Here is a 19,703-nt window from a genome sequence, read left to right as displayed (position 1 = left end):
CAGGTCCGCGAGACCGAGTTCGCCGTCGTCCGCGCCGGCCTGAACTACAAGTTCGGCTCGTACTAGTATCCGGATCTCCGACGGTCCCTCACCGGACCGTCGGACGTCCCTCGGAAAAGCCCGGCCTCGCGCCGGGCTTTTTCGCGTGGTGTGGCTCGCCTCGCTGGGATGCCGCGGTTAAGGTCTTGTTGACCATCCCGGCCGATCCTGTTCGGCCCGGAACCCCGCGATGCGGGAACCGGCGCCCGCAACCGCCATGGCGAGACCCGCGCATCCGCATGACAACCGGCATGACATCGGGCGGCACGGCACGAGGCGCCGCGCGGCGCACCGCATCGGCGCGTCCGGGCTGGATCGCGCTCCTCGGCGCGACCGTGTACGGGATGGCCCTGTGTGGGTTTCCGTGCGGTCCGATCTCCGCGGCCCGGGCGGAGGAACCGCTCTACCTGCGGATCCGCGCGAACCCGGACGCCCGGCTTGCCGGGACTTCGACCTCCGGAATGGCGGCCTCCGGGCCGACGGCCGGGCCGGCCGCCGCAGGGGCTGCGCGCGAATCCGTCTGGGAGCGCAGCGACCGGCGCGCCCGGATCGCGATCGCCTCGGTTTGCACCGGGTGCCTTCCCGCGCGTTCCGACCTGATTGCGGTCAGGCCGTCTCCCGCGTCGGAAGCTGCGACCGCCGACAGGCCTTCGCCGCTTTCGTCACCCTCTCCATCGCCCTTTGCACCGACAGCAGGTGACCCATGACTCAGGCCCATCCGACCACCGGCGCGACCGTCGATCCGGAATGCCCGGTCTCCCTCGAACGACTCGGTGAGGTCTACCGCGCCGACGACTACGATCTGCCCTATATCCTCGAAGAGATTCCGGCGCTGACCCGCGCCAAGCTCGCCGCCTACCTCTACGGCAAGAGCCACATGCACCAGCTCGGCCTGAAGGTGGCCCGCGCCTGCGAGCGCGACGACCTGGTCCAGGCCGTGGGTGAGATCGGCTCGGTGATCTACGGCCAGTCTCGGCTGAAGCCCGCCCAGGCGGCGCCGGAGGTCGAGGTGCCGGCCGGGCGTGGCAAGGGGGGGCAAGCGGCCCCGCCGAAGAAGGTCAAGATCAGCCTGGGCGGTTCGGCCGCCAAGGGCCGCAGCTTCGATTGAGCCGCGATGCCCTTCCCGGCCGCCCGCCACCGGAGGCGGCCGGGGAAGACTGTCGAACATGTGTCTTTACGCCGTTCCCGAGCCCGGCCATGCGCCGTAGCGGGCCGTCGTGATCTTGTTCGATCGATGCCGTGAGACGACGAGAGGGCAGGTTCGATGTACGCAACGTGGTGGAAGCTCGGCCTGGACACGACCCTGCTCGCCTTCGAGGCGCAATCGGTGATCGCCCTGCGGATGGCCAAGCTCGCGGCCGGGGGCAGCGGTGCGCAGGCGGAGGCGCAGCGCATGGTGAGCGAGAAGATGTTGGCTGCCAGCGAGGCGGCGATGCAGTTCGCGACGGGCGCCTCGCACGGTGCGGTGGTGGCGGGCTATCGCCGCAAGGTGCGTGCGAACCACCTTCGTCTTTCCCGCGCTGCGGAACGCGGTTAACCGCTCCTTAACCATGCGCTTCCATCGTTCGAACTCACGTCGGACGATTTCGGGAGAGCGTTATGGTGCTGTGCGAGAACAGCGTGCGCGAGCGCGCCTACTACATCTGGGAAGGTGAAGGCCGGGTGTTCGGCCGGGCCGAGGCCCACTGGCTTCAGGCCGAGTCCGAGCTGCGGCAGGCCCCGGTTGCGGCTCTGATCGAAGCCGAGGCACCCGCTGCTTCGGCCAAGGTCGCCAAGCCCCGCGCCACCCGCGCCAAGGCGGCGGTGCAAGCCCCCACCGAGGTTCTGGCGAGCGTCGCCGCCAAAGCTGCTGACAAGGCTGCCGACAAGGCCAAGGCACCGGCCAAGAAGACCCCGGCCAAGACCGCCGCGAAGGCTGCCGAGAAGCCCGCCGCCAAGGCGGTGAAGGCGGCACCCAGGGCCAAGTCGGCGGCCAGCCGCGCCGGAGCCGAGGCGGTCGTCCTCCACTAAGCCGCCCCTCAACGGATGCGGTTCGAGAGCCCGCCGCCCTCCGGGGCCGGCGGGCTTCGCTTTTTAAGGGGCTGCCCCTGGAATGTCGGGGCAATAGAGTTCGAGGCTCCGGAACGCGGACCAGGCTCGGCCGTTTCCTTTCGCGCTCCGCCGGCGGGGCGCTGCCACGATCAGGGGATGACAAGCGATGCGCGCGTTGATCGCACGAGGTGCGGCCGCCGTCTTCCTCGGCACCATGCTGGCGGCCGGCGCCGCTGCGGCGGGCCCCGTGCGGGCGGGCGATTCGTTCTATACCGGCCCCGCCGTTCCGGCGGTAAGCGGCCGGGCGCCCTGGAACGCACCCTGGGAATACGATTCGGGCAGCGGCAACGACCGGCGCCCCGAACTGCCCTATTACCAGCAGGGGCGCGGCCAGCAGACCGGCGGGCCCGCCCGCAATCTCCTCCCCGACGACGGCCTCCACCTGTTTCCGCGCTGAGAGTGCCTGATTCGATGTCCCCTCGTATCAAAGCCGTCGTCTTCGACATCGACGGCACGCTGCTCGACAGCGTCGATCTGCACGCCCGCGCCTGGGTCGAGGCTTTTGCGCATTTCGGGATCGAGACGAAGGAGGCCGACGTCCGCCGCCAGATCGGCAAGGGCGGAGATCAACTCCTGACGGTCTTCGTCGATGCGGATCGGCTCGCCCGCGAGGGCGAAGCGATCGAGGCCTACCGCTCGGATCTGTTCAAGCGATCCTATCTCGCGCAGGCCAAGCCGTTTCCCGCCGTGAAGGCGCTGCTCAGCCATGTGCGCGATGCAGGCCAGACCGTCGCGCTCGCGTCCTCCGGCAAGGCGGATGAGGTGGAGAACTACCAGAAAATCCTTGGGATCACCGAACTCGTCGATGTGGTCACGACCTCCGACGACGCCGACCGATCCAAGCCGCATCCCGACATCTTCGAGGCCGTGCTGGAGAAGCTTCCCGGCATCCCCAAAGAGGCGGTGATGGTGATCGGGGACACGCCCTATGACGCGCAAGCCGCTGCCGGCGCTGGGCTTTCCACGATCGGCGTCCTGTGCGGCGGCTTTCCGGAAGCCGAGCTGTCGGCGGCCGGTTGCATCGCGATCTACCGTGATCCGCAGGATCTGCTCGACGGCTACGCGCGCTCGCCGCTTGCCTGACACCGAGCCGGCTTCAAAAAGCTGTGAGGCGCGGCGCGGGCTGTCGCAGGAACCGGTAACTGCAAGCCGGCAAACCTATGGCCTTGCGATTTGGAACCGTTTAAGAGCCCGCCCCGCGGGGGGCGAGCCCGTTTCCGGATGCGACTCATGCAGACCACGGCCGAGACGTTCATGGCGACCTCGAAATCGATCCAGCAGCAGGTTGCCGAGGCTATTGAGGACCGGGCTCTGCCGATCAGCCGGCTCCTGCGCCTGATGTGGGCCCTCGACGCCGACCGCAGTGCCGCCAACCAGAATCTGCGGGCTCAGCTCCGCGCCCGGATCGGCGCCCCGCTGAACGCCTGATCGTTTCGGTTTGCCGCGCCGCGTGAAGCGGCGCGCGAACAGACCGCTGCAACCTCCGAACCGTGCTTGCCTTTCGGCGCCCGACCGGCACCGGAAGGCATCGTTTTTCAGGCGCCTTGGTTTTTCAGGCGCCCTGCGCCTCGGCCGGCGCTTCGATCCGGCCGGCACGCAGGCGCACGGTGCGGTCGCACAGCCGGGCGAGGCCGGGATCGTGCGTCACCAGCACCAGGGTCGCGCCGCGGTCGCGCTTGAGCCCGAACAACAAGTCCACGATCTGCCGCCCCGTCGCCTCGTCGAGGTTTCCCGTTGGTTCGTCGGCGACCAGGATCGCCGGATCGGGCGCGAGTGCGCGGGCGATCGCCACCCGCTGCTGCTCGCCGCCGGAGAGCTGCGCCGGATAGTGCCGCAGCCGGTGCCCGAGCCCCACCGCCTCCAGTTCCGCCGCCGCCCGTCCATGCGGATCGGATGCGTTGGCGAGTTCGAGGGGCAGGGCCACGTTCTCCAGCGCGGTCATGGTCGGCACGAGGTGGAAGGCCTGGAACACGATGCCGATGTTGCGGCCGCGGAAGCGCGCCAGCCCATCCTCATCGAGCCCGCCGAGATCCGTGTCGGCGATGGTGACGCGGCCGGTATCGGGCCGCTCCAGCCCGGCCATGACGGTGAGCAGGGTCGATTTTCCCGAACCCGAGGGGCCGACGAGCCCGACCGCCTCGCCGCGCTCGACATCGAGCGAGATGCCGCGCAGGACATGCACCCGCGCGGGGCCGCGGCCGAGGCTCAGCTCGATCTGCGACAGGGAGACGGCCTTGTTCGACATCAGGCACCGACCGATCTTGGCGGGGAAGTTGATGGGCAGCTTGGCAACCACCCGGACATGTCCGAGCGAAAGGATACGGTCTTGCACCACGCGAACGAAGCGGAAGCCGGACCCGGCAGGCATGCGTCACGCTCTGTGTCATGGTTGGGCGCCCGGCGCGAGGCGGACGGAGCCGATGTGGGGCCGCGCCGCCTCCGGCGCAGGGCCGCGCTGATGCTCCTCTTCGCCGCAGCCACGCTCGTCGGCGCAGCCGGCCTGCTGCCCGGTTCCGCACGGGCCGAGCCGGCGCCGCTCAAGCTCGTGGCCTTCGGCGACAGCCTCACCGCGGGCTACCGCCTGCCGGCCGACGCCGCCTTCCCCGCGGTGCTGGAGCGGGCGCTGAAGGCCAAGGGGTACCGGGTCGAGATCGCCAATGCCGGCGTATCGGGCGACACCAGCACCGGCGGGCTCGACCGGCTCGACTGGTCGGTGCCGGACGGCACGCAGGGCGTGATCCTCGAACTCGGCGCCAACGACATGCTGCGCGGCACCGATCCGGCGGTGACCCGCAAGGCGCTCGAAACGATCATCGCGCGGCTGAAGGAGCGCAACATCCCCGTGCTGCTCGCCGGCATGCTGGCCGCGCCGAACCTCGGCACGGAGTACCGCGCCCGGTTCGACGCGATCTATCCCGACCTCGCGGGGGCGCACGGCCTCGTGCTCTACCCGTTCTTTCTCGACGGCGTGACGGGCCAGCGCGCCAACACCATGGATGACGGGCTCCACCCCACCGCCAAGGGCGTCGAGCGGATCGTCGAGGGCATCCTGCCGAGTGTCGAGACCTTCCTGGGCCGCCTGGGCCAGACTCCGGAGAAGAAGGGCTGAGCCGACCATGCCGTGCCTGTTCACCGGCCTCGAAATCCCGCCGGACATCGCCGAGCGGCTGTCGTTCTTCCGCGGCGGCCTGCCCGGCGCGCGCTGGATCGAGCCGGGCGACTACCACGTCACCCTGCGCTTCCTCGGCGAGATCGACGACGTGATCGCCGCCGATCTCGATGCCGGCTTGGCGGAAGCGAGGGCGCGCACGCCGCTCACGGTGACGCTGGACGGGCTGGCGAGCTTCGGCGGCGACCGGCCGCGGGCGCTCTACGCCTCGGTCGTCCCCACGCCGGACCTCATCTACCTGCAGGAGGAGCACGAGCGCATCGCCCGTCGGGCCGGGGCCGCGCCGGAGCGGCGCAAGTTCACGCCGCACGTGACGCTGGCCCGCCTCAACCGCGAGGCCTCCCCGGAGGCCGTGGCGCGACGGCTGACGGAGGCGGGGGTGTTTCCCCGCTTGAGCTTCACGGCGCGCCGCGCCGCTCTGTTCTCCGCCCGCACCTCGCGCGGCGGCGGGCCCTACCTCGTCGAGGCGGCCTATCCCTTCGCGGAGGCGGATTTCGAGGGGGACGAAGAATAGCGATTGCTCTGCGCGACGTCCTGCCCTTGCTTTGGGCCGCAGGTTGCGGCATGACGCGAGCCGCGCCGCGCGCGCCGTAGGAGTGTAGCTCAACTGGTCAGAGCACCGGTCTCCAAAACCGGGGGTTGGGGGTTCGAGTCCCTCCACTCCTGCCACGGCGCGCACCGAGCCCGACGCCGAGACCGACTTGGCATCCGACCCGCGGCACCCCGTCCCGAACCCATCGACAAGCCGGATCACTTGCGCTAGAGCGGGCGCATTCCGAGATCCTCAGATGCTGTCGGTGTGGGACGCGACTGTCCCCGCACCGCGATCGGTGGTTCCCGGAGCCCTGTCCGGTTTCAGTTGCGCCATGGCATCGAACGAAGCGACCAAGAAAGCCGACGCGGCCCGCGGACTCAAACGCGGCACGGCCCCCGTTGCGCCCCAGCGCCCGACCCCGCCCGCGCGCCCCGCGCCGAAGCGGGTGGGCCCGGTGGAGTTCCTGGGCGAGGTGCGCGACGAAGGCCGCAAGGTCACGTGGCCGACCCGCAAGGAAACCACCGTGACCACCATCATGGTGTTCATCATGGTCGTGGTGGCGAGCTTGTTCTTCGTCGCCGTCGATCAGGTGATGCGCTTCGCCGTCAGCCTGGTCCTCGGGATCGGCGCCTGAGTTATCGCAGGCGTCTTACGGACGCCGAGGAGTTGAGAGACCCGTGTCGAAGCGCTGGTACATCGTCCACGCCTACTCGAACTTCGAGAATAAGGTCGCCCAATCCATCAAGGATCAGGCGGCCCAGCGTGGGCTGACCGAACTGTTCGACGAGGTCATGGTTCCGACCGAGAAGGTCACCGAGGTGCGCCGCGGCCGCAAGGTCGATGCCGAGCGCAAGTTCTTCCCGGGCTACGTGCTCGTGAAGTGCGACCTCACCGACGAGGTCTACCACCTCATCAAGAACACCCCGAAGGTGACCGGCTTCCTGGGCGCCGACAAGGCCAAGCCCGTGCCGATTCCGGACGCCGAGGCCGAGCGCATCAAGGGCCAGGTGCAGGAGGGCGTGGATCGCCCGAAGCACACGGTCTCCTTCGAGATCGGCGAGACGGTGCGCGTCTCCGACGGACCCTTCGCCTCCTTCAACGGCACCGTCGAGGAAATCGACGACGCCCGCTCGCGCCTCAAGGTGGCGGTGTCGATCTTCGGCCGTGCCACTCCGGTCGAGCTGGAATACGGCCAGGTCGAGAAGGTCTAGAACACGTGATCGAAGCGGCCGCCCTGCTCCATGCTTGGAATTGGGTCGCCGCCGAGATCAAAGTCTGTTCGATCCTCCTGTGTCTCGGGCTGTTTTACGGGCGGCTGCTGACCGGGCGAATGAGTTTGCGGGACTTCCACAAAACCTACAGGTGGTCGTCTCATCGAGATCCGGCTTCGCCGGATAAGTCCCTGCCGCGGTAGGGCATCATCCGCGGGAGATCCGCCCGGCTTCGCCTCCGGGGTCCACGGATCGCACCGCGACCTGTCACTGCCCGTCCGTCCGTGCCTAGGCAGCCCGGCGATGGGCACTCGTTGGGAGAAGTCCCATGGCGAAGAAGATCACGGGCTACGTGAAGCTTCAAGTCCCGGCCGGCGCCGCCAACCCGTCGCCGCCGATCGGTCCCGCGCTCGGTCAGCGCGGCCTCAACATCATGGAATTCTGCAAGGCCTTCAACGCGAAGACCGCGCAGATGGAGAAGGGCACCCCGATCCCGGTGATCATCACCGCGTATCAGGACCGCTCCTTCACCTTCGAGATGAAGCAGCCCCCGGTCACCTTCTTCCTGAAGAAGGCGGTTGGCCTGAAGATCGGCAAGAAGCCGGCTTCCGGCTCCAAGACCCCGGGCAAGGGCCCGACCGTCGGCAAGATCACCGAAGCCCAGCTTCGCGAGATCGCCGAGAAGAAGATGCCCGACCTGAACTGCGACTCCGTCGATGCGGCGGTCGCGATGATCCGTGGCTCCGCGCGAGCCATGGGCCTCGAAGTCGTCGCGTAAGGGAGGGCGATATGGCACGCGAAGGAAAGCGCATCCGCGCCGCCCGCGAGGGTCTGGAGCCGATGAAGCTCTACGCCATCGACGAGGCGATCAAGCTGGTGAAGTCGAAGGCTTCGGCCAAGTTCGACGAGACCGTCGAGATCTCGATGAATCTCGGCGTCGATCCCCGTCACGCCGACCAGATGGTCCGCGGCGTCTGCAACCTGCCGAACGGCTCCGGCCGGACGGTTCGCGTGGCGGTCTTCGCCCGCGGCGCCAAGGCGGATGACGCCCGGGCGGCGGGTGCCGACATCGTCGGCGCCGAGGATCTCCTCGAGATCGTCCAGGGCGGCAAGATCGAGTTCGATCGCTGCATCGCGACCCCGGACCTGATGCCGCTCGTCGGCCGTCTCGGTAAGGTGCTGGGCCCGCGCGGCCTGATGCCGAACCCGAAGGTCGGCACCGTCACCATGGACGTGAAGGGTGCCGTCGCCGCCGCCAAGGGCGGCGCGGTCGAGTTCCGCGTCGAGAAGGCCGGCATTATCCACGCCGGCGTCGGCAAGGTGTCCTTCGATGAGCAGAAGCTCATCGAGAACATCAAGGCCTTCGCCGACGCGGTCGCCAAGGCGAAGCCCACGGGCGCCAAGGGCACCTACATCCAGCGCATCGCCGTCACCTCGACGATGGGCCCGGGCGTGAAGGTCGAGCCGTCCACGGTTCTGACCGCGTAAGTCGCGTCCGCAGGGACGTTTGGGAGAGCGCCCGGCCGAAAGGTCGGGCGCTTTTCTTTTGGCTGTCAAGGTTTCCGATGTCCCGAGGCGCCGCATACGCATTCCCTCTCCCCGCGCGCGGGGAGAGGGCTTCGGCGACCTCGCCGTCGCCGAAGCGAGGCGGCAGCCGAAGGTGAGGGGGCGGTTCAGGACGAGCCTCTTCCGGCATCGCCCCCTCACCTTCGCCCTTCGGGCTTACCGCGCCGACGACAGGGTCGTCGCGGTCCTCTCCCCGCGCGCGGGGAGAGGGGATCCCAGCGGCACTCGGGTAGAGGATTACTCCTCCGCCACACCCTCCAGCGCCAAACGCAGATGCCGCGGCCCGCGCAGCGAGGCGCCGGGTCGGTAGGGGGGCGGGTCTTCGGTCAGGGACACGCCCTTCAGCCGCCGCACGAGACTGATCAGGGCGACCTCCGCCTCGATCCGCGCGAGCGGGGCGCCGACGCAGTAATGCAGCCCGCCGCCGAAGCCGAGATGGCGGTTGTCGGGGCGGTCGGGGTCGAAGCGGTCGGGGTCGGGAAAGCGGAGCGGGTCGCGGTTGGCGGCGGCGAGCAGAAAAATCACCGGCGCATCCTTCGGGATGGTGATCCCGGCCACCGGGATGTCGGTGAGCGCGAGCCGGGTGCGGTAATGGACCGGCGGCTCGTAGCGCAGCAATTCCTCGATCAGGCGCGGGGCGATCTCCGGCTCGGCGCGCAGGCGCTCCCCATGCTCGGGGAAGCGCAGCAGCGTCAGCATGCCGTTGGTGATGAGGTTCACCGTGGTCTCGTGGCCCGCCACCAGCAGCAGCACGGCGGTGGCGATCAGGTCGAAATCGTTCATCCCCTCCCGGTCGATGGCGAGGTCGGAGAGGATGTCGTCCTGAGGGTCCTTGCGCTTCTCCTTGATCAGCCCCTGGAGGTAGTCGGCGATCTCGGTGAAGCAGACCTCGTTCTTGGCCCTCGTCTCCTCGTCGCTGCGCCGGTTGGGCTCCAGCGCCGTCGCGAGCTGCGTCGCCCAGCCGTGGAACTGCGCCTCGTCTTCCGCCGGCACACCGAGCAACTCGCAGATCACGGTGACGGGCAGCGGATAGGAGAAGTCGTCGACGAGATCGATCTGGGTCTTGCCCCGCATCTTGCCGATCAGGTCGTCGGTGATCTCTTGCGTCTTCGCGCGCATGCCGCGCACCCGTTCGGGCGTGAAGCAGCGCATCACTTGGCCCCGCAGGCGGTCGTGGTCGGGTGGGTCGCGGAAGATGAAGGGGGGGTGGCGCTTGCGGATCTCGGCCCGCACCGGGCGCACCAGCAGGTCGGTGACGGGGTGCCCGGTCCAGCGGAATTTCTGCGGGTCGGGCAGATCGTCCGAGCTGATCCGCGGATCGGAGATCAGCCGCGCCAGCTCGGCATGGGTGCTGACGACGTAGGTGCCGTCCTCCTGCCGCGCGACGGGGATCTTTCGCAGCTCGGCGTAGAGCGGGTAGGGGTTCGCCCGGTTGGCGGGATCGAGGATCTGGTCGAACAGCGTGCTTCCGCTCACGGGACTAGGGCTCCTGCACACGGATGCGGGGCTGATCGACGGCGTTCTCGATCGGCGGGAAGGGCGCCCGCTCGCGGATCGCGGCCTTGTAGGCGGGCAGCCAGCGGGCGCTGTCGATGGCGGCGGCGGCAACGGTGCGGCCCCCCTTGCCGAAGGCGGCCACGAGGCGCCGTTCCTTGAACGAGCCGTGCACCACGGCCAGGGCGTCGGCGCCCTCGGTCAGGCCGACGAGCTTGATCGTCAGGCCGAATTGCTGCGACCAGAAATCGGGCAGGTGGTCGTGCCGGCGCATGGCCGAGGCGTCGCCCGCCAGCATGTTGGCGGCGGCGGTCTCGGCTTGCGCCCGGGCGTTGCCCCAGTGCTCGACCGCCACCAGCGCGTCGTCGTCATGCGGGTTGGGCCAGCGTGCCACGTCGCCCGCCGCAAACACGCCCTCGGCGACGCGGCCGTCCGCGCGCAGCGCACGGCAGAAGGCGTCGCAGCGCAGGCCCCCCGCATCGGCTTCGAGCCCCGAACCGTCGAGCCACTCGACGTTGCGCAACGTGCCGATGGCCGCGACGAGGCAGTCGGTCTCGATCCGCTCGCCGTCCTTCAGGATCACGGCGGTGAGGCGCCCGCCCGCCCCCTCCATCCGCTCGATCTCGGATTCGAGGCGCAGATCGACGCCCTTCTCGCGGGCGACCTCGCCGATAAGGCCGCCGAGGCGGGGGCCGAGTGCGGCGGCCAGCGGCACGGCATCGCGCACCAGCAGGGTGACGGGGATGTCGAGGTCGCGGCAGGTCGAGGCGACCTCAAAGCCGATGAAGCCGCCGCCGACGAGGACGACGCGTTGCAGCTTGGTCCGCAGATGCGCGCCGAGCCGCTCGGCGTCGTCGCGGTCGCGCAGGGTGAAGACACCGGCAAGCGCCGCCTCCGCCGGGTTGGGCCAGGGCCGCGCCCGGGTGCCCGTGGCGATCAGCAGCCGGTCGTAGGGCAGGCGGCTGCCGTCCTCGCATTCGACCACGCGCCCGGCCAGGTCGAGCCGGGTCGCCGGCTGGCCGAAGCGGAACTCCGCGCGCAGCTCGGGATGGCAGGGCAGGGTGGTGTCGGCGGAGTAGAGCCCGCGCAGCACCTGCTTGGAGAGCGGCGGCCGGTCATAGGGCCGGTGGGGCTCGGCGCCGACCAGGGTCAGGCGGCCGGCAAAGCCCCGCTCACGCAGGGCATGGGCGGCGGCCAGACCCGCCAGCGAGGCGCCGACGACGACGATGCGCTCAGGGGGTGTCGTCACCGCGCCTCTCCGGCCGTCGCGTCGGCGGCATCGGGGTAGGCAGTGATCGCCCGCACCGGGCAGGCGTGGATGGCCCGCTCGATCGCGCCCCGTGCGGTCTCGTCCGGGGAGGGGTCGTAGACCAGCGCTTCCCGGCCATGCAGGGCGAAGTGCCCCGGCGCCGCGTAGATGCACTGCGCGTAGGCTTGGCAGCGGTTAAGATCCACGACGACCTTCATGGTGGGCAGCGATCCGGGCTTCCGGGAGAGGTAGGGGCCGGGGATACGGACCCGGCACCGTAGCTAGGGCGCGCGAGGGCGCCCCACCACGGCGGCGCGTCGACACGCCCTCAAGGATCTCAAACGCACGGGGGCCGCGAGAGGATCAATGATCGCCTCAGGGGCCGGCCGGTTCGATCGTCCCCAGCGTGCGCCGCCCGAGCGCCCGTGCCTTGAGGCGCAGGGCCGGCTTCTCGACGGCGTACCAAGAGGCGGCGGCGACGAGCCCGGCGAGCAGAAGGGCCGGCGTCAGCAGGGCCAGGGCGGAGGCCGCGGGCCAGAGCGCGTGCAGGCTCTGCTGGATCGGCCAGCCGTAGAGATAGACCCCGTAGGAGAGGTCGGCCGGCGGATCGAGGGCGGGGCGGGCCAGCGGGGGCAGGAAGGCGAGCCAGATCGCCGCGTAGCTCTCGCCGAGGAAGAGCAATGTCCGCGCGGGAGCGTGGCCGTGCAGGAGGAGGGCGGCGGCCAGCACGAGCAGCGGCCAGGGCGTGAGGCGAACGGAGTCGCGCCACAGGTAGAGGCAGGCCCCGGCGGCAAAGATCAGCGGCAGGCGCAGGGCCGTCTCGGTGCCCTTGGACATCTCGGGCCGGACCGCTTCGAGAAGGCCCAGGCTTAGCGCGAGGGCCACGGTGAGCGCCGGCACCGCCCAGCGCCGCCGCAGGAGCCCGAGAAGCCCGATGGCGAGGACGCCAGCGTAGCAGATCGTCTCGTATTTCAGGGTCCAGACGGTGCCGAGCGGGCTACGGAAGGGGTTGGCCTCGAAGAGACCGGGCAGGCTCGCGTTGCTCTTGAAGGACAGCAGCGTGCCGCGCACGAAGCGCCACAACTCGGGCGAGGCGTAGTATTCGCCAAGCGGCAGCCGGGTGAGGGCGCCGCCGAGCAGCAGCGAGACCGCCAGGGTCGCGGCGACGAGGCCCGGCAGGATGCGCAGGGTCCGGGCGATGACGTAATCGCGCCAGCCGCGCCGGTCGTAGCTCATGGTGACGAGAAAGCCCGAGACGGCGAAGAAGCCGTTCACCGCATGCTCGCCGAGCGAGAAGCCGGTGGCGCGGGCCAGCGGCTCGTCGAGCGGGTTGCCGGAGACGACGCTGAAGGCGTGGCTGACCACCACCATCAGGGCCAGCGCCAAGCGTAGGCCCGAGAAGGCGTTGTGCGGGCGCGCCAGCGCCTCCGCGATGGTGGGGCCGGACAGGACGCCGCTCACGGTGCCAATCCCTCGCGGGCCAGCGCGCTCTGCCCGCGCAGGGCGGCGAGCGCGCCCGCCGCCGAGCCGCCATAGCGCTCCAGCCCGGAACGGCGGAAGGCGAGGGCGGCGAGCGCCGCCTTCGGCGCGTTGGTGGCAAGCATGCCGGGGCACGGATCGGGCAGGCCGTATTTCCGCGAGACGTAGGCCCGCGACCACGCCTGATGCCAGCGCGTACGAAACACCCGGCCCGGCGCCGGGGCCGAGGAGCGCCCTCGCCCGTGCAGGGCCACCGCGCCGTGGACGTGGACGAGCGCGCGCCCCGCATCGGCCACCCGGCGGCAGAGGTCGTCATCCTCGTAGAACAGGAAGATGTTCTCGTCGAAGCCGGCGAGTTCGAGGAAGAAGGCGCGCTCGATCATCAGGCAGGCGCCCGACAGGAACGGAGCGCAGGCATCGCCCTCGGGGAGATCACGCCGGCCCTTCGGATTGGTGAGGTAGGGCGCGAGCAGCGAGCGCGGCTGGTAGAAGAAGCGCCCGTCCGGCTCGTGGATGCGCGGCGCCAGGAGCCCGGCATCGGGCCATGCCTGCGCCGCCGCGAGGAGGGCGGCGGCGGCGCCCGGTTGCAGCACGAGATCGGGGTTGAGGATGAGGACGTGCCGGGCCCCGTCGGCGGCGCGCACGCCGATATTGTTGGCCCGCCCATAACCCTCGTTGCGGGGATTGGCGATCACCCGTGCGCCGTGAGCCTCGGCCACCGCCACCGAGCCGTCGCGGCTGGCATTGTCGACCACGATCGCCGGGATCGCCTCGCGCGCAAGCGCCGCGAGGCAGGCGGGCAGGGCATCCGCGCTGTCGTGGCTGACGACGATGGCGGTCAGCGACATGTCGCGGCCCACAGGCCGTGCCGCTCAATCCCCCGCCTGCACCGCAGGCACCCTCCCCCGCAGAGGGGGGAGGGTTCGAGCATCACCCTCACCCCTTCTTCTCGGGCAGGTTGAGCCGGATATGCAGCTCGCGGAGCTGTTTTGGCGTCGCCTCGGCGGGCGCGCCCATCATCAGATCCTCGGCGCGCTGGTTCATCGGGAACAGCACGACCTCGCGGATGTTCGGCTCCTCGCACAGCAGCATGACGATGCGGTCGACACCCGGCGCGATGCCACCGTGCGGCGGGGCGCCGAGGCGCAGCGCGTTCACCATGCCGCCGAACTTCTCCTCCAGCACGTCCCGGCCGTAGCCGGCGATGGCAAACGCCTTCTCCATCACGTCGGGGCGATGGTTCCGGATCGCGCCGGAGGACAGCTCGATGCCGTTGCAGACGATGTCGTACTGGAACGCCTTGATCCCAAGGATTTCTTGGGAGTCTTCCTCGCCTAGGGCGAGGAACGCGTCGCGATCGTAGTTCGGCATCGAGAACGGGTTGTGGGAGAAGTCGATTTTCTTGTCTTCTTCGTTCCACTCGTACATCGGGAAATCGACGACCCAGCAGAAGGCGAACTGGTCCGTGTCGGAGAGCTTCAGCTCGTCGCCGATGCGGATGCGCGCCTTGCCCGCGAGCGCCGCCGCCTTCGCCTCGGTGCCGGCGGCGAAGAACACCGCGTCACCGGCCTTGGCGCCGGCCTTCTGCGCAATCCGCGCCTGGATCGCGGCGGGGATGAACTTGGCGATCGGCCCCTTGCCGGTGAGCGCCCCGCCCTCTTCCTCGAACACGATGTAGCCGAGCCCCGGCGCGCCTTCCGAGCGGGCCCAGTCGTTCAGCTTGTCGAAGAACGAGCGCGACTGGCCGGCAGCCCCGGTGGCGGGGATGGCGCGCACCACGCCGCCCGACTTGATGACGCCCTTGAACGCCTTGAACTCCACCGCGTCGTCGGCGAACTCGTCGGTGACGTCGGCGATGATCAGCGGGTTGCGCAGGTCCGGCTTGTCGACGCCGTATTTCAGCATCGCGTCGGCGTAGGTGATGCGCGGGAATTCCTTCGTCACGCGCTTGCCGCCGGCGAATTCCTCGAACACGCTGCGCAGCACCGGCTCCACCGCCTGGAACACGTCTTCCTGCGTGACGAAGCTCATCTCGATGTCGAGCTGGTAGAACTCGCCCGGCGAGCGGTCGGCGCGGGCATCCTCATCGCGGAAGCAGGGCGCGATCTGGAAATAGCGATCGAAGCCCGCGATCATCGTGAGCTGCTTGAACTGCTGCGGCGCTTGCGGCAGCGCGTAGAACTTTCCGGGATGGATGCGGGACGGCACGAGGTAGTCGCGCGCGCCCTCCGGCGAGGAGGCGGTCAGGATCGGCGTCTGGAACTCGAAGAACCCGCCCTCGCGCATGCGGCGGCGCAAGGAGTCGACGATCGCGCCGCGCTTCATGATGTTGGCGTGCAGCTTCTCCCGGCGCAGATCGAGGAAGCGGTACTTGAGCCGGGTCTCTTCCGGATATTCCTGGTCGCCGAAGACGGGCAGCGGCAGCTCGCCCGCGGGCCCGAGCACTTCGAGATCGTCGATATAGACCTCGACGCTACCCGTCGGCAGCTCGGCGTTCTCGGTGCCGGCGGGGCGGGTGCGCACGCGGCCGTCGATGCGGATCACCCACTCGGAGCGGGCGGTCTCGGCGGCCTTGAAGGCCTTCGAGTCGGAATCGATCACGCACTGCGTCAGGCCGTAATGGTCGCGCAGGTCGATGAAGAGCACGCCGCCATGGTCGCGGATGCGGTGGCACCAGCCGGACAGGCGGACGGTCTGCCCGACATCGGACGGGCGGATCGCCCCGCAGGTATGGGTACGGTAACGGTGCATGGCGGGCTCTTGAGAATGAGCCGGCACCATTCACGGGAGGCGTTTCAAGTCAAGGCGAGGGCCGGCTTGCCGGCCCTACCTTCCGCTACTCCGCGGCGGCCAGCGTCACCTCGGGCACCGGCACGCCGATGTCGCGCAGCAGCTCGGCGTCGGCGTCGGCCTCGTTGTTGGCGGTGGTGAGCAGGCGCTCGCCGTAGAAGATCGAGTTGGCGCCGGCCAGGAAGCACAGGATCTGCGCCTCGCGGGTCAGGCTCTTGCGGCCGGCGCTGAGGCGCACGCGGGCTTTCGGCATGACGATGCGGGCGGTGGCGCACATCCGCACGAGGTCGAGCGGATCGATCGGCGGCCGGTCTTCCAGCGGCGTCCCCTCGACGGCGACGAGGGCGTTGATCGGCACGCTCTCCGGGTGGGGGGCGTGGTTGGCGAGCACGAGCAGCATCTCGGCCCGGTCGCGCACCCGCTCGCCCATCCCGACGATGCCGCCGCAGCAGACGCCGATACCCGCCTGCCGGACATGCTCCAGCGTCTGGAGCCGGTCGTCATAGGTCCGGGTCGAGATGATGTCGCCGTAGAATTCCGGGCCGGTGTCGAGGTTGTGATTGTAGGAGGTGAGCCCCGCTTCCGCGAGGCGCTGCGCCTGGCTCTGCGTCAGCATGCCGAGCGTCACGCAGGCTTCCATGCCGAGGCCGCGCACGCCGCGCACCATCTCCAGCACCGCGTCGAAATCCGGACCGTCCTTGGGCTTGCGCCACGCCGCGCCCATGCAGAAGCGGTGCGCGCCGTTGGCCTTGGCGGCGGCGGCCTCCTTCAGCACGGCCTCGACCGGCATGAGCCGCTCGCGGGGGAGGTTCGCGCCCTTGTGGTGGGCCGATTGCGGGCAATAGGCGCAATCCTCGGGGCAGCCGCCGGTCTTGATCGACAGGAGCGCCGCCCGCTGGATGTCGGCGGGGTCGTTGTGCGCCCGGTGCACGACGCCCGCCCGATGCACGAGGTCGAGCAGCGGCATGTCGTGGATCGCCTGGATCTCGGCCAGGGTCCAATCATGCCGGATGGCGGCGGGGGCCGAGCCGGAGGCCGAGGAAGGGGTGAGGGAGACTACGGTGTCGCTCATGGCCTCTTTGAGAGCGAAGGCGCGGGAAAAATCAAGCCTGGCTACTCAAACGGCACGCCCGCCCGGCGCATCCCCTCGACGAACCGGTCCTTCCCCGCCGAGGGCCGGTAGAGGCGCAGGGCGCGATGGGCCCGGTAGCTCGGCTCCAATTCCATGAAGCGGGCGGCGGCGGCCTGCGCCTCGTCCTGGCGGCCGAGCCAGGCGAGGCTCGCGGCGCGGACGCGGTGGGTGCTGGTCCAGGTCGGGTCTTCCGCCATCGCGCGGTCGAGCCAGACGAGCGCCTCCTCGTGGGCGCCGGCCATGCACAGGGCCAGCCCAAGGCCGGAATCGAAGCGGAAGGTGGTGGGGTCGAGCGGGCTCTGCCGCTTGGCCGCGTGAAAATGCGCTGCGGCCAGATCTACCTCGCCGACATAGCAGCGCACCCAGCCGCTGCGCTCGTAGGCGGCGGCCGAGTTGGGGTTGAGGGCGAGCGAGCGGTCGAGCAGGGCCAGCGCCGTGTCGTAATCCTGCACCAGGAAGGCGAGGGTGTGCCCGGCCATCATCAGCACCGCCGGGTCGCCGTCGTCGCGCGCCAGGGCGAGGCGGGCGAGGCGCGCGCCCTCGGCACAATCGGCCGCCGCATCGGCGCCCCAGCCCTGCACGACGAGGTTGGTGTAGCACTGCGCCAGCAAGGCATAGGGCAGGGGATGTTCCGGCACGAGGCGGCGCACGGCTTCGATCGAGGCGATGCGCAGGCGCACGCTCTCGGCGCTCGGCATGGCGTGGTTCGAATAGGCCGACAGGAACGGTCCGTAGACGCCGGCATCGAGCGGCGGCCCGACCCGCTCCGGTGCCGCGTCGCGGGGGAGGTCGGGTGCCAAGGCCGCCACCGTAGCGGCGACGATCCGGCTGCGCAGGGCGTGGAGGGCGCCTTCGTCCTCGTCGAGATCCTGAACCCAGAGCGGCGCATCGGCCGCCCTCCGGTGCAGCCGGGCCTGGACCCGCAGACGCGTGCCCGCCCGTGCCAGCGTTCCCGTGAGGATATGTGCGACGCCGAGCCGCCCGGCCGCCTCGTCCGGGAGCACGGCGCGGCCCTTGAAGGTGAAGGCGGAGTTGCGCGCGCTCACGAACAGGCCGGGGGTGCATGCGAGCGCGTCAGTGACGTGCTCGGACAGGCCGTCGGCCAGGGCCTGCGTGTCGAAATCGCCGTCGGGATCGGCGAAGGGCAGCACGGCGACCGAGGGCCGGTCCGGCAGTGGCAGGGAGGCGGTCGCCATGGCGCGGGGCTTTAGATCACGCCCCGCCGGCGCAGGATGGCCTCAAAGCCGGCTGCGTCCTCCAGGAAGCCGAAATGGCCGCCGGGCAGGGTGGCGACGTCGAGGCCCGTCAGGGCGCCGGCATGACGGGCGTAGAGATCGCGCGAGAACACGTCGGCCTCGCCGAAGACAAGGGTGAGGCGATCCGCATGGGCTGCCACGATCCCGCGCTGGTCGTCCTCGCCGAGGCTCGCCGAGACGCCGTGATAGACCGCCGGCACCAAGGCGAGGTCGAGATCCGGCAGGTCGGTCGCTCGGCCGCAATAGGCCGGCAGCAGGACCGTCATGACGGCGCGGCCGGCCTCGGCGTCGGTTCGCGCCATCAGCGGTGCGGCCCGGCCCATGGCTTCGGGCGAGAGCCGGGCGAACAGGGCGGCCATCGCCGCGTCGCGCCCGGCACGGGTCGGCGGGGCAGGGTGCAGCAGCACGGTGCGGGCGATGCGCCCGGCCGGCAGGCGATCGAGAAGGGCGAGGGCGAGCCACGCGCCCCAGGAATGCGCGACGAGGTGGACCGCGCCCTCCCCCGCGCGCCCGGCGACGAAGGCGGAGGCCGCGTCGAGCACGCTGTCCGCGGTGACGGGGCCGGAAGCCTGGGACGCGCCGCATCCGGGTTGCTCGAAGAAGGCCCAATCCGCCGCAAAGCCCGTGCGGCGCAACGGATCCGCGGCGTAGGCGACCGGCAGGCCGGGTCCGCCGCCGAGGAAGACGACCGGGCCGGGCCGGTTCTGCGAGGGAGCAAGCATCGTCGGCCCCGTTGGAGAACCCTGCGCCGTGCGTCAGTTCGTCGGTTCGCCGGCGGCGACCTTGGCGGTCCAATCGTCGAAGGCCACGACGCGCTGGCGCTGCTCGCCGAGGCCGTCGATGCGCAGCACCATCTCGTCGTCGCTCTTGAGGTAGCGCGGCGGCTTCATGCCGAGGCCGACGCCCGGCGGGGTGCCGGTGGTGATGACGTCGCCGGGCTCCAGCATCATGAAGTGCGAGACGTAGGCGACGATCTGCGCCACGTCGAAGATCATCGTCGCGGTCGAGCCCGTCTGCATCCGCCGGCCGTTGAGATCGAGGCTCATCGCGAGGTTCTTCAGATCCGGAATCTCGTCGAGGGTGACGAGCCAGGGGCCGAGCGGGCCGAAGGTCGGGCAGCCCTTGCCCTTGGTCCAGGTGCCGCCGCGCTCCATCTGGAATTCGCGCTCGGACAGGTCGTTGCAGATGCACAGGCCCGCCACGTAGCGCAGGGCCTCGTTGGCGTGGACGTAGGAGGCGCGGGCGCCGATCACCACGGCGAGTTCCACCTCCCAGTCGGTCTTGGCCGAGGCTTTGGGCAGGATCACCGTATCGTTGGGGCCGACGATGCAAGAGGGCGCCTTGTTGAAGATGATCGGCTCGGCCGGGATCGCGGCCCCGGTCTCGGCGGCGTGGTCGGCGTAGTTCAGGCCGATCGCCACGAAGTTGCGGGTGCCGCCAACGCAGGGGCCGAGGCGGGTGCCGGGCGGCAGCAGCGGCAGGCTTTCGGGGTCGATCCGCGCGAGCCGGTCGAGCGATTCCCGCGAGAGGCCCGGTCCGGCGATATCGCGCAGGGTTCCCGACAGGTCGCGCAGGCCGCCCTTCGCGTCCACGAGGCCCGGCTTCTCGTCACCGCTCGCTCCGTGCCGGATCAACTTCATCGTCGGCGTCTCCGTCCTGCTCGAGGCTCGCCCAAAGGTGCCGAGAGCATGG

Annotated in this window: 23 protein-coding genes and 1 tRNA gene; 13 read left to right on the top strand and 11 right to left on the bottom strand. The window is 70.2% G+C overall.

Annotated features, from left to right (window positions below; translation table 11 throughout):
* Window positions 1-742 precede the first annotated feature (742 nt).
* The 6 genes from ASF53_RS15660 to ASF53_RS15635 all read left to right on the top strand — a co-directional run bounded on the left by ASF53_RS15660 (window position 743) and on the right by ASF53_RS15635 (window position 3,558).
* Window positions 743-1,147 carry a hypothetical protein gene (locus tag ASF53_RS15660; RefSeq protein WP_003605903.1) on the top strand — a complete coding sequence of 135 codons (405 nt, stop codon included), beginning with the start codon at window positions 743-745 and terminating at the stop codon, window positions 1,145-1,147.
* Between the two features lie 156 nt (window positions 1,148-1,303).
* Window positions 1,304-1,576, top strand: coding sequence for a hypothetical protein (locus tag ASF53_RS15655; RefSeq protein ID WP_056200127.1), 273 nt, complete (start codon window positions 1,304-1,306; stop codon window positions 1,574-1,576).
* 62 nt (window positions 1,577-1,638) lie between these two features.
* Window positions 1,639-2,049 carry a DUF2934 domain-containing protein gene (locus tag ASF53_RS15650; RefSeq protein WP_056200124.1) on the top strand — a complete coding sequence of 137 codons (411 nt, stop codon included), beginning with the start codon at window positions 1,639-1,641 and terminating at the stop codon, window positions 2,047-2,049.
* A gap of 187 nt (window positions 2,050-2,236) precedes the next feature.
* On the top strand, window positions 2,237-2,527 hold the full coding sequence (locus ASF53_RS15645; protein ID WP_056200120.1) for a hypothetical protein: 291 nt from the start codon (window positions 2,237-2,239) through the stop codon (window positions 2,525-2,527).
* 14 nt (window positions 2,528-2,541) lie between these two features.
* On the top strand, window positions 2,542-3,213 hold the full coding sequence (locus tag ASF53_RS15640) for an HAD family hydrolase (RefSeq protein ID WP_056200117.1): 672 nt from the start codon (window positions 2,542-2,544) through the stop codon (window positions 3,211-3,213).
* A 147-nt stretch (window positions 3,214-3,360) separates the two neighbouring features.
* The gene (locus ASF53_RS15635; protein ID WP_056200113.1) at window positions 3,361-3,558 is read left to right on the top strand and encodes a hypothetical protein; all 198 of its coding nucleotides are present in this window, start codon (window positions 3,361-3,363) and stop codon (window positions 3,556-3,558) included.
* 124 nt (window positions 3,559-3,682) lie between these two features.
* Here ASF53_RS15635 and ASF53_RS15630 read toward each other — a convergent pair whose 3' ends face one another.
* Window positions 3,683-4,375 (bottom strand): ABC transporter ATP-binding protein, encoded by a 693-nt coding sequence (locus ASF53_RS15630; protein ID WP_056200220.1) that lies wholly within the window; start codon window positions 4,373-4,375, stop codon window positions 3,683-3,685.
* A gap of 213 nt (window positions 4,376-4,588) precedes the next feature.
* Here ASF53_RS15630 and ASF53_RS15625 point away from each other — a divergent pair, with 213 nt between their 5' ends.
* The 7 genes from ASF53_RS15625 (at window position 4,589) to rplA (ending at window position 8,533) form a co-directional block, all read left to right on the top strand.
* Complete coding sequence (locus tag ASF53_RS15625) at window positions 4,589-5,239, top strand: arylesterase (RefSeq protein WP_056200217.1); 651 nt, start codon at window positions 4,589-4,591, stop codon at window positions 5,237-5,239.
* A 7-nt stretch (window positions 5,240-5,246) separates the two neighbouring features.
* Window positions 5,247-5,813, top strand: coding sequence for an RNA 2',3'-cyclic phosphodiesterase (gene thpR / locus ASF53_RS15620; protein WP_056200109.1), 567 nt, complete (start codon window positions 5,247-5,249; stop codon window positions 5,811-5,813).
* 78 nt (window positions 5,814-5,891) lie between these two features.
* A tRNA-Trp gene (locus ASF53_RS15615) sits at window positions 5,892-5,968 on the top strand.
* Window positions 5,969-6,165: 197 nt separating this feature from the next.
* Window positions 6,166-6,468: a preprotein translocase subunit SecE gene (secE, locus tag ASF53_RS15610; protein ID WP_056200106.1), complete on the top strand. Its 303-nt coding sequence runs from the start codon at window positions 6,166-6,168 to the stop codon at window positions 6,466-6,468.
* A gap of 43 nt (window positions 6,469-6,511) precedes the next feature.
* Window positions 6,512-7,045, top strand: a complete 534-nt coding sequence (nusG, locus tag ASF53_RS15605; protein WP_003597503.1) for a transcription termination/antitermination protein NusG — start codon at window positions 6,512-6,514, stop codon at window positions 7,043-7,045.
* A 328-nt stretch (window positions 7,046-7,373) separates the two neighbouring features.
* Complete coding sequence (gene rplK / locus ASF53_RS15600) at window positions 7,374-7,823, top strand: 50S ribosomal protein L11 (RefSeq protein WP_003597508.1); 450 nt, start codon at window positions 7,374-7,376, stop codon at window positions 7,821-7,823.
* A gap of 11 nt (window positions 7,824-7,834) precedes the next feature.
* Complete coding sequence (gene rplA / locus ASF53_RS15595) at window positions 7,835-8,533, top strand: 50S ribosomal protein L1 (RefSeq protein WP_056200103.1); 699 nt, start codon at window positions 7,835-7,837, stop codon at window positions 8,531-8,533.
* Window positions 8,534-8,848: 315 nt separating this feature from the next.
* Here rplA and ASF53_RS15590 read toward each other — a convergent pair whose 3' ends face one another.
* From ASF53_RS15590 to ASF53_RS15545, 10 genes are all read right to left on the bottom strand, one after another.
* Window positions 8,849-10,087, bottom strand: a complete 1,239-nt coding sequence (locus ASF53_RS15590) for a cytochrome P450 (protein WP_056200099.1) — start codon at window positions 10,085-10,087, stop codon at window positions 8,849-8,851.
* A gap of 4 nt (window positions 10,088-10,091) precedes the next feature.
* Window positions 10,092-11,354: an NAD(P)/FAD-dependent oxidoreductase gene (locus tag ASF53_RS15585; protein ID WP_056200096.1), complete on the bottom strand. Its 1,263-nt coding sequence runs from the start codon at window positions 11,352-11,354 to the stop codon at window positions 10,092-10,094.
* Window positions 11,351-11,572, bottom strand: coding sequence for a ferredoxin (locus tag ASF53_RS15580; protein WP_056200093.1), 222 nt, complete (start codon window positions 11,570-11,572; stop codon window positions 11,351-11,353). The genes ASF53_RS15585 and ASF53_RS15580 overlap by 4 nt, the downstream gene beginning before the upstream one ends.
* Before the next feature lie 157 nt (window positions 11,573-11,729).
* Entirely contained in the window at window positions 11,730-12,815 is a 1,086-nt protein-coding gene (locus tag ASF53_RS15575) for an acyltransferase family protein (protein ID WP_056200090.1), read from the bottom strand.
* On the bottom strand, window positions 12,812-13,681 hold the full coding sequence (locus ASF53_RS15570) for a glycosyltransferase family 2 protein (RefSeq protein ID WP_056200214.1): 870 nt from the start codon (window positions 13,679-13,681) through the stop codon (window positions 12,812-12,814). Before ASF53_RS15570 ends, ASF53_RS15575 begins: the two co-directional genes overlap by 4 nt.
* An 88-nt stretch (window positions 13,682-13,769) precedes the next feature.
* Window positions 13,770-15,584: an aspartate--tRNA ligase gene (gene aspS / locus ASF53_RS15565; protein ID WP_056200087.1), complete on the bottom strand. Its 1,815-nt coding sequence runs from the start codon at window positions 15,582-15,584 to the stop codon at window positions 13,770-13,772.
* An 85-nt stretch (window positions 15,585-15,669) separates the two neighbouring features.
* On the bottom strand, window positions 15,670-16,695 hold the full coding sequence (gene bioB / locus ASF53_RS15560; RefSeq protein WP_056200083.1) for a biotin synthase BioB: 1,026 nt from the start codon (window positions 16,693-16,695) through the stop codon (window positions 15,670-15,672).
* Window positions 16,696-16,736: 41 nt separating this feature from the next.
* On the bottom strand, window positions 16,737-17,951 hold the full coding sequence (locus ASF53_RS15555) for a hypothetical protein (protein WP_056200079.1): 1,215 nt from the start codon (window positions 17,949-17,951) through the stop codon (window positions 16,737-16,739).
* A gap of 11 nt (window positions 17,952-17,962) precedes the next feature.
* Window positions 17,963-18,733 carry an alpha/beta fold hydrolase gene (locus ASF53_RS15550; protein ID WP_056200076.1) on the bottom strand — a complete coding sequence of 257 codons (771 nt, stop codon included), beginning with the start codon at window positions 18,731-18,733 and terminating at the stop codon, window positions 17,963-17,965.
* 33 nt (window positions 18,734-18,766) lie between these two features.
* Window positions 18,767-19,651: a fumarylacetoacetate hydrolase family protein gene (locus tag ASF53_RS15545; RefSeq protein WP_056200073.1), complete on the bottom strand. Its 885-nt coding sequence runs from the start codon at window positions 19,649-19,651 to the stop codon at window positions 18,767-18,769.
* Window positions 19,652-19,703 lie beyond the last annotated feature (52 nt).

It is taken from the genome of Methylobacterium sp. Leaf123 (assembly GCF_001423405.1).
In the GTDB taxonomy this organism is placed as follows: domain Bacteria; phylum Pseudomonadota; class Alphaproteobacteria; order Rhizobiales; family Beijerinckiaceae; genus Methylobacterium.
Note: the sequence above shows the minus strand (reverse complement) of the source record. Positions and strands in the feature narration are given on the sequence as shown.

Excerpts from the sequence above, each read along its gene's own strand:
- ASF53_RS15660 (WP_003605903.1), top strand. The coding sequence starts at position 743 with ATGACTCAGGCCCATCCGACCACCGGCGCGACCGTCGATCCGGAATGC.
- ASF53_RS15655 (WP_056200127.1), top strand. The coding sequence starts at position 1,304 with ATGTACGCAACGTGGTGGAAGCTCGGCCTGGACACGACCCTGCTCGCC.
- ASF53_RS15650 (WP_056200124.1), top strand. The coding sequence starts at position 1,639 with ATGGTGCTGTGCGAGAACAGCGTGCGCGAGCGCGCCTACTACATCTGG.
- ASF53_RS15645 (WP_056200120.1), top strand. The coding sequence starts at position 2,237 with ATGCGCGCGTTGATCGCACGAGGTGCGGCCGCCGTCTTCCTCGGCACC.
- ASF53_RS15640 (WP_056200117.1), top strand. The coding sequence starts at position 2,542 with ATGTCCCCTCGTATCAAAGCCGTCGTCTTCGACATCGACGGCACGCTG.
- ASF53_RS15635 (WP_056200113.1), top strand. The coding sequence starts at position 3,361 with ATGCAGACCACGGCCGAGACGTTCATGGCGACCTCGAAATCGATCCAG.
- ASF53_RS15630 (WP_056200220.1), bottom strand. The coding sequence starts at position 4,375 with ATGTCGAACAAGGCCGTCTCCCTGTCGCAGATCGAGCTGAGCCTCGGC.
- ASF53_RS15625 (WP_056200217.1), top strand. The coding sequence starts at position 4,589 with ATGCTCCTCTTCGCCGCAGCCACGCTCGTCGGCGCAGCCGGCCTGCTG.
- thpR (WP_056200109.1), top strand. The coding sequence starts at position 5,247 with ATGCCGTGCCTGTTCACCGGCCTCGAAATCCCGCCGGACATCGCCGAG.
- secE (WP_056200106.1), top strand. The coding sequence starts at position 6,166 with ATGGCATCGAACGAAGCGACCAAGAAAGCCGACGCGGCCCGCGGACTC.
- rplK (WP_003597508.1), top strand. The coding sequence starts at position 7,374 with ATGGCGAAGAAGATCACGGGCTACGTGAAGCTTCAAGTCCCGGCCGGC.
- rplA (WP_056200103.1), top strand. The coding sequence starts at position 7,835 with ATGGCACGCGAAGGAAAGCGCATCCGCGCCGCCCGCGAGGGTCTGGAG.
- ASF53_RS15580 (WP_056200093.1), bottom strand. The coding sequence starts at position 11,572 with ATGAAGGTCGTCGTGGATCTTAACCGCTGCCAAGCCTACGCGCAGTGC.
- ASF53_RS15570 (WP_056200214.1), bottom strand. The coding sequence starts at position 13,681 with ATGTCGCTGACCGCCATCGTCGTCAGCCACGACAGCGCGGATGCCCTG.
- aspS (WP_056200087.1), bottom strand. The coding sequence starts at position 15,584 with ATGCACCGTTACCGTACCCATACCTGCGGGGCGATCCGCCCGTCCGAT.
- bioB (WP_056200083.1), bottom strand. The coding sequence starts at position 16,695 with ATGAGCGACACCGTAGTCTCCCTCACCCCTTCCTCGGCCTCCGGCTCG.
- ASF53_RS15555 (WP_056200079.1), bottom strand. The coding sequence starts at position 17,951 with ATGGCGACCGCCTCCCTGCCACTGCCGGACCGGCCCTCGGTCGCCGTG.
- ASF53_RS15550 (WP_056200076.1), bottom strand. The coding sequence starts at position 18,733 with ATGCTTGCTCCCTCGCAGAACCGGCCCGGCCCGGTCGTCTTCCTCGGC.
- ASF53_RS15545 (WP_056200073.1), bottom strand. The coding sequence starts at position 19,651 with ATGAAGTTGATCCGGCACGGAGCGAGCGGTGACGAGAAGCCGGGCCTC.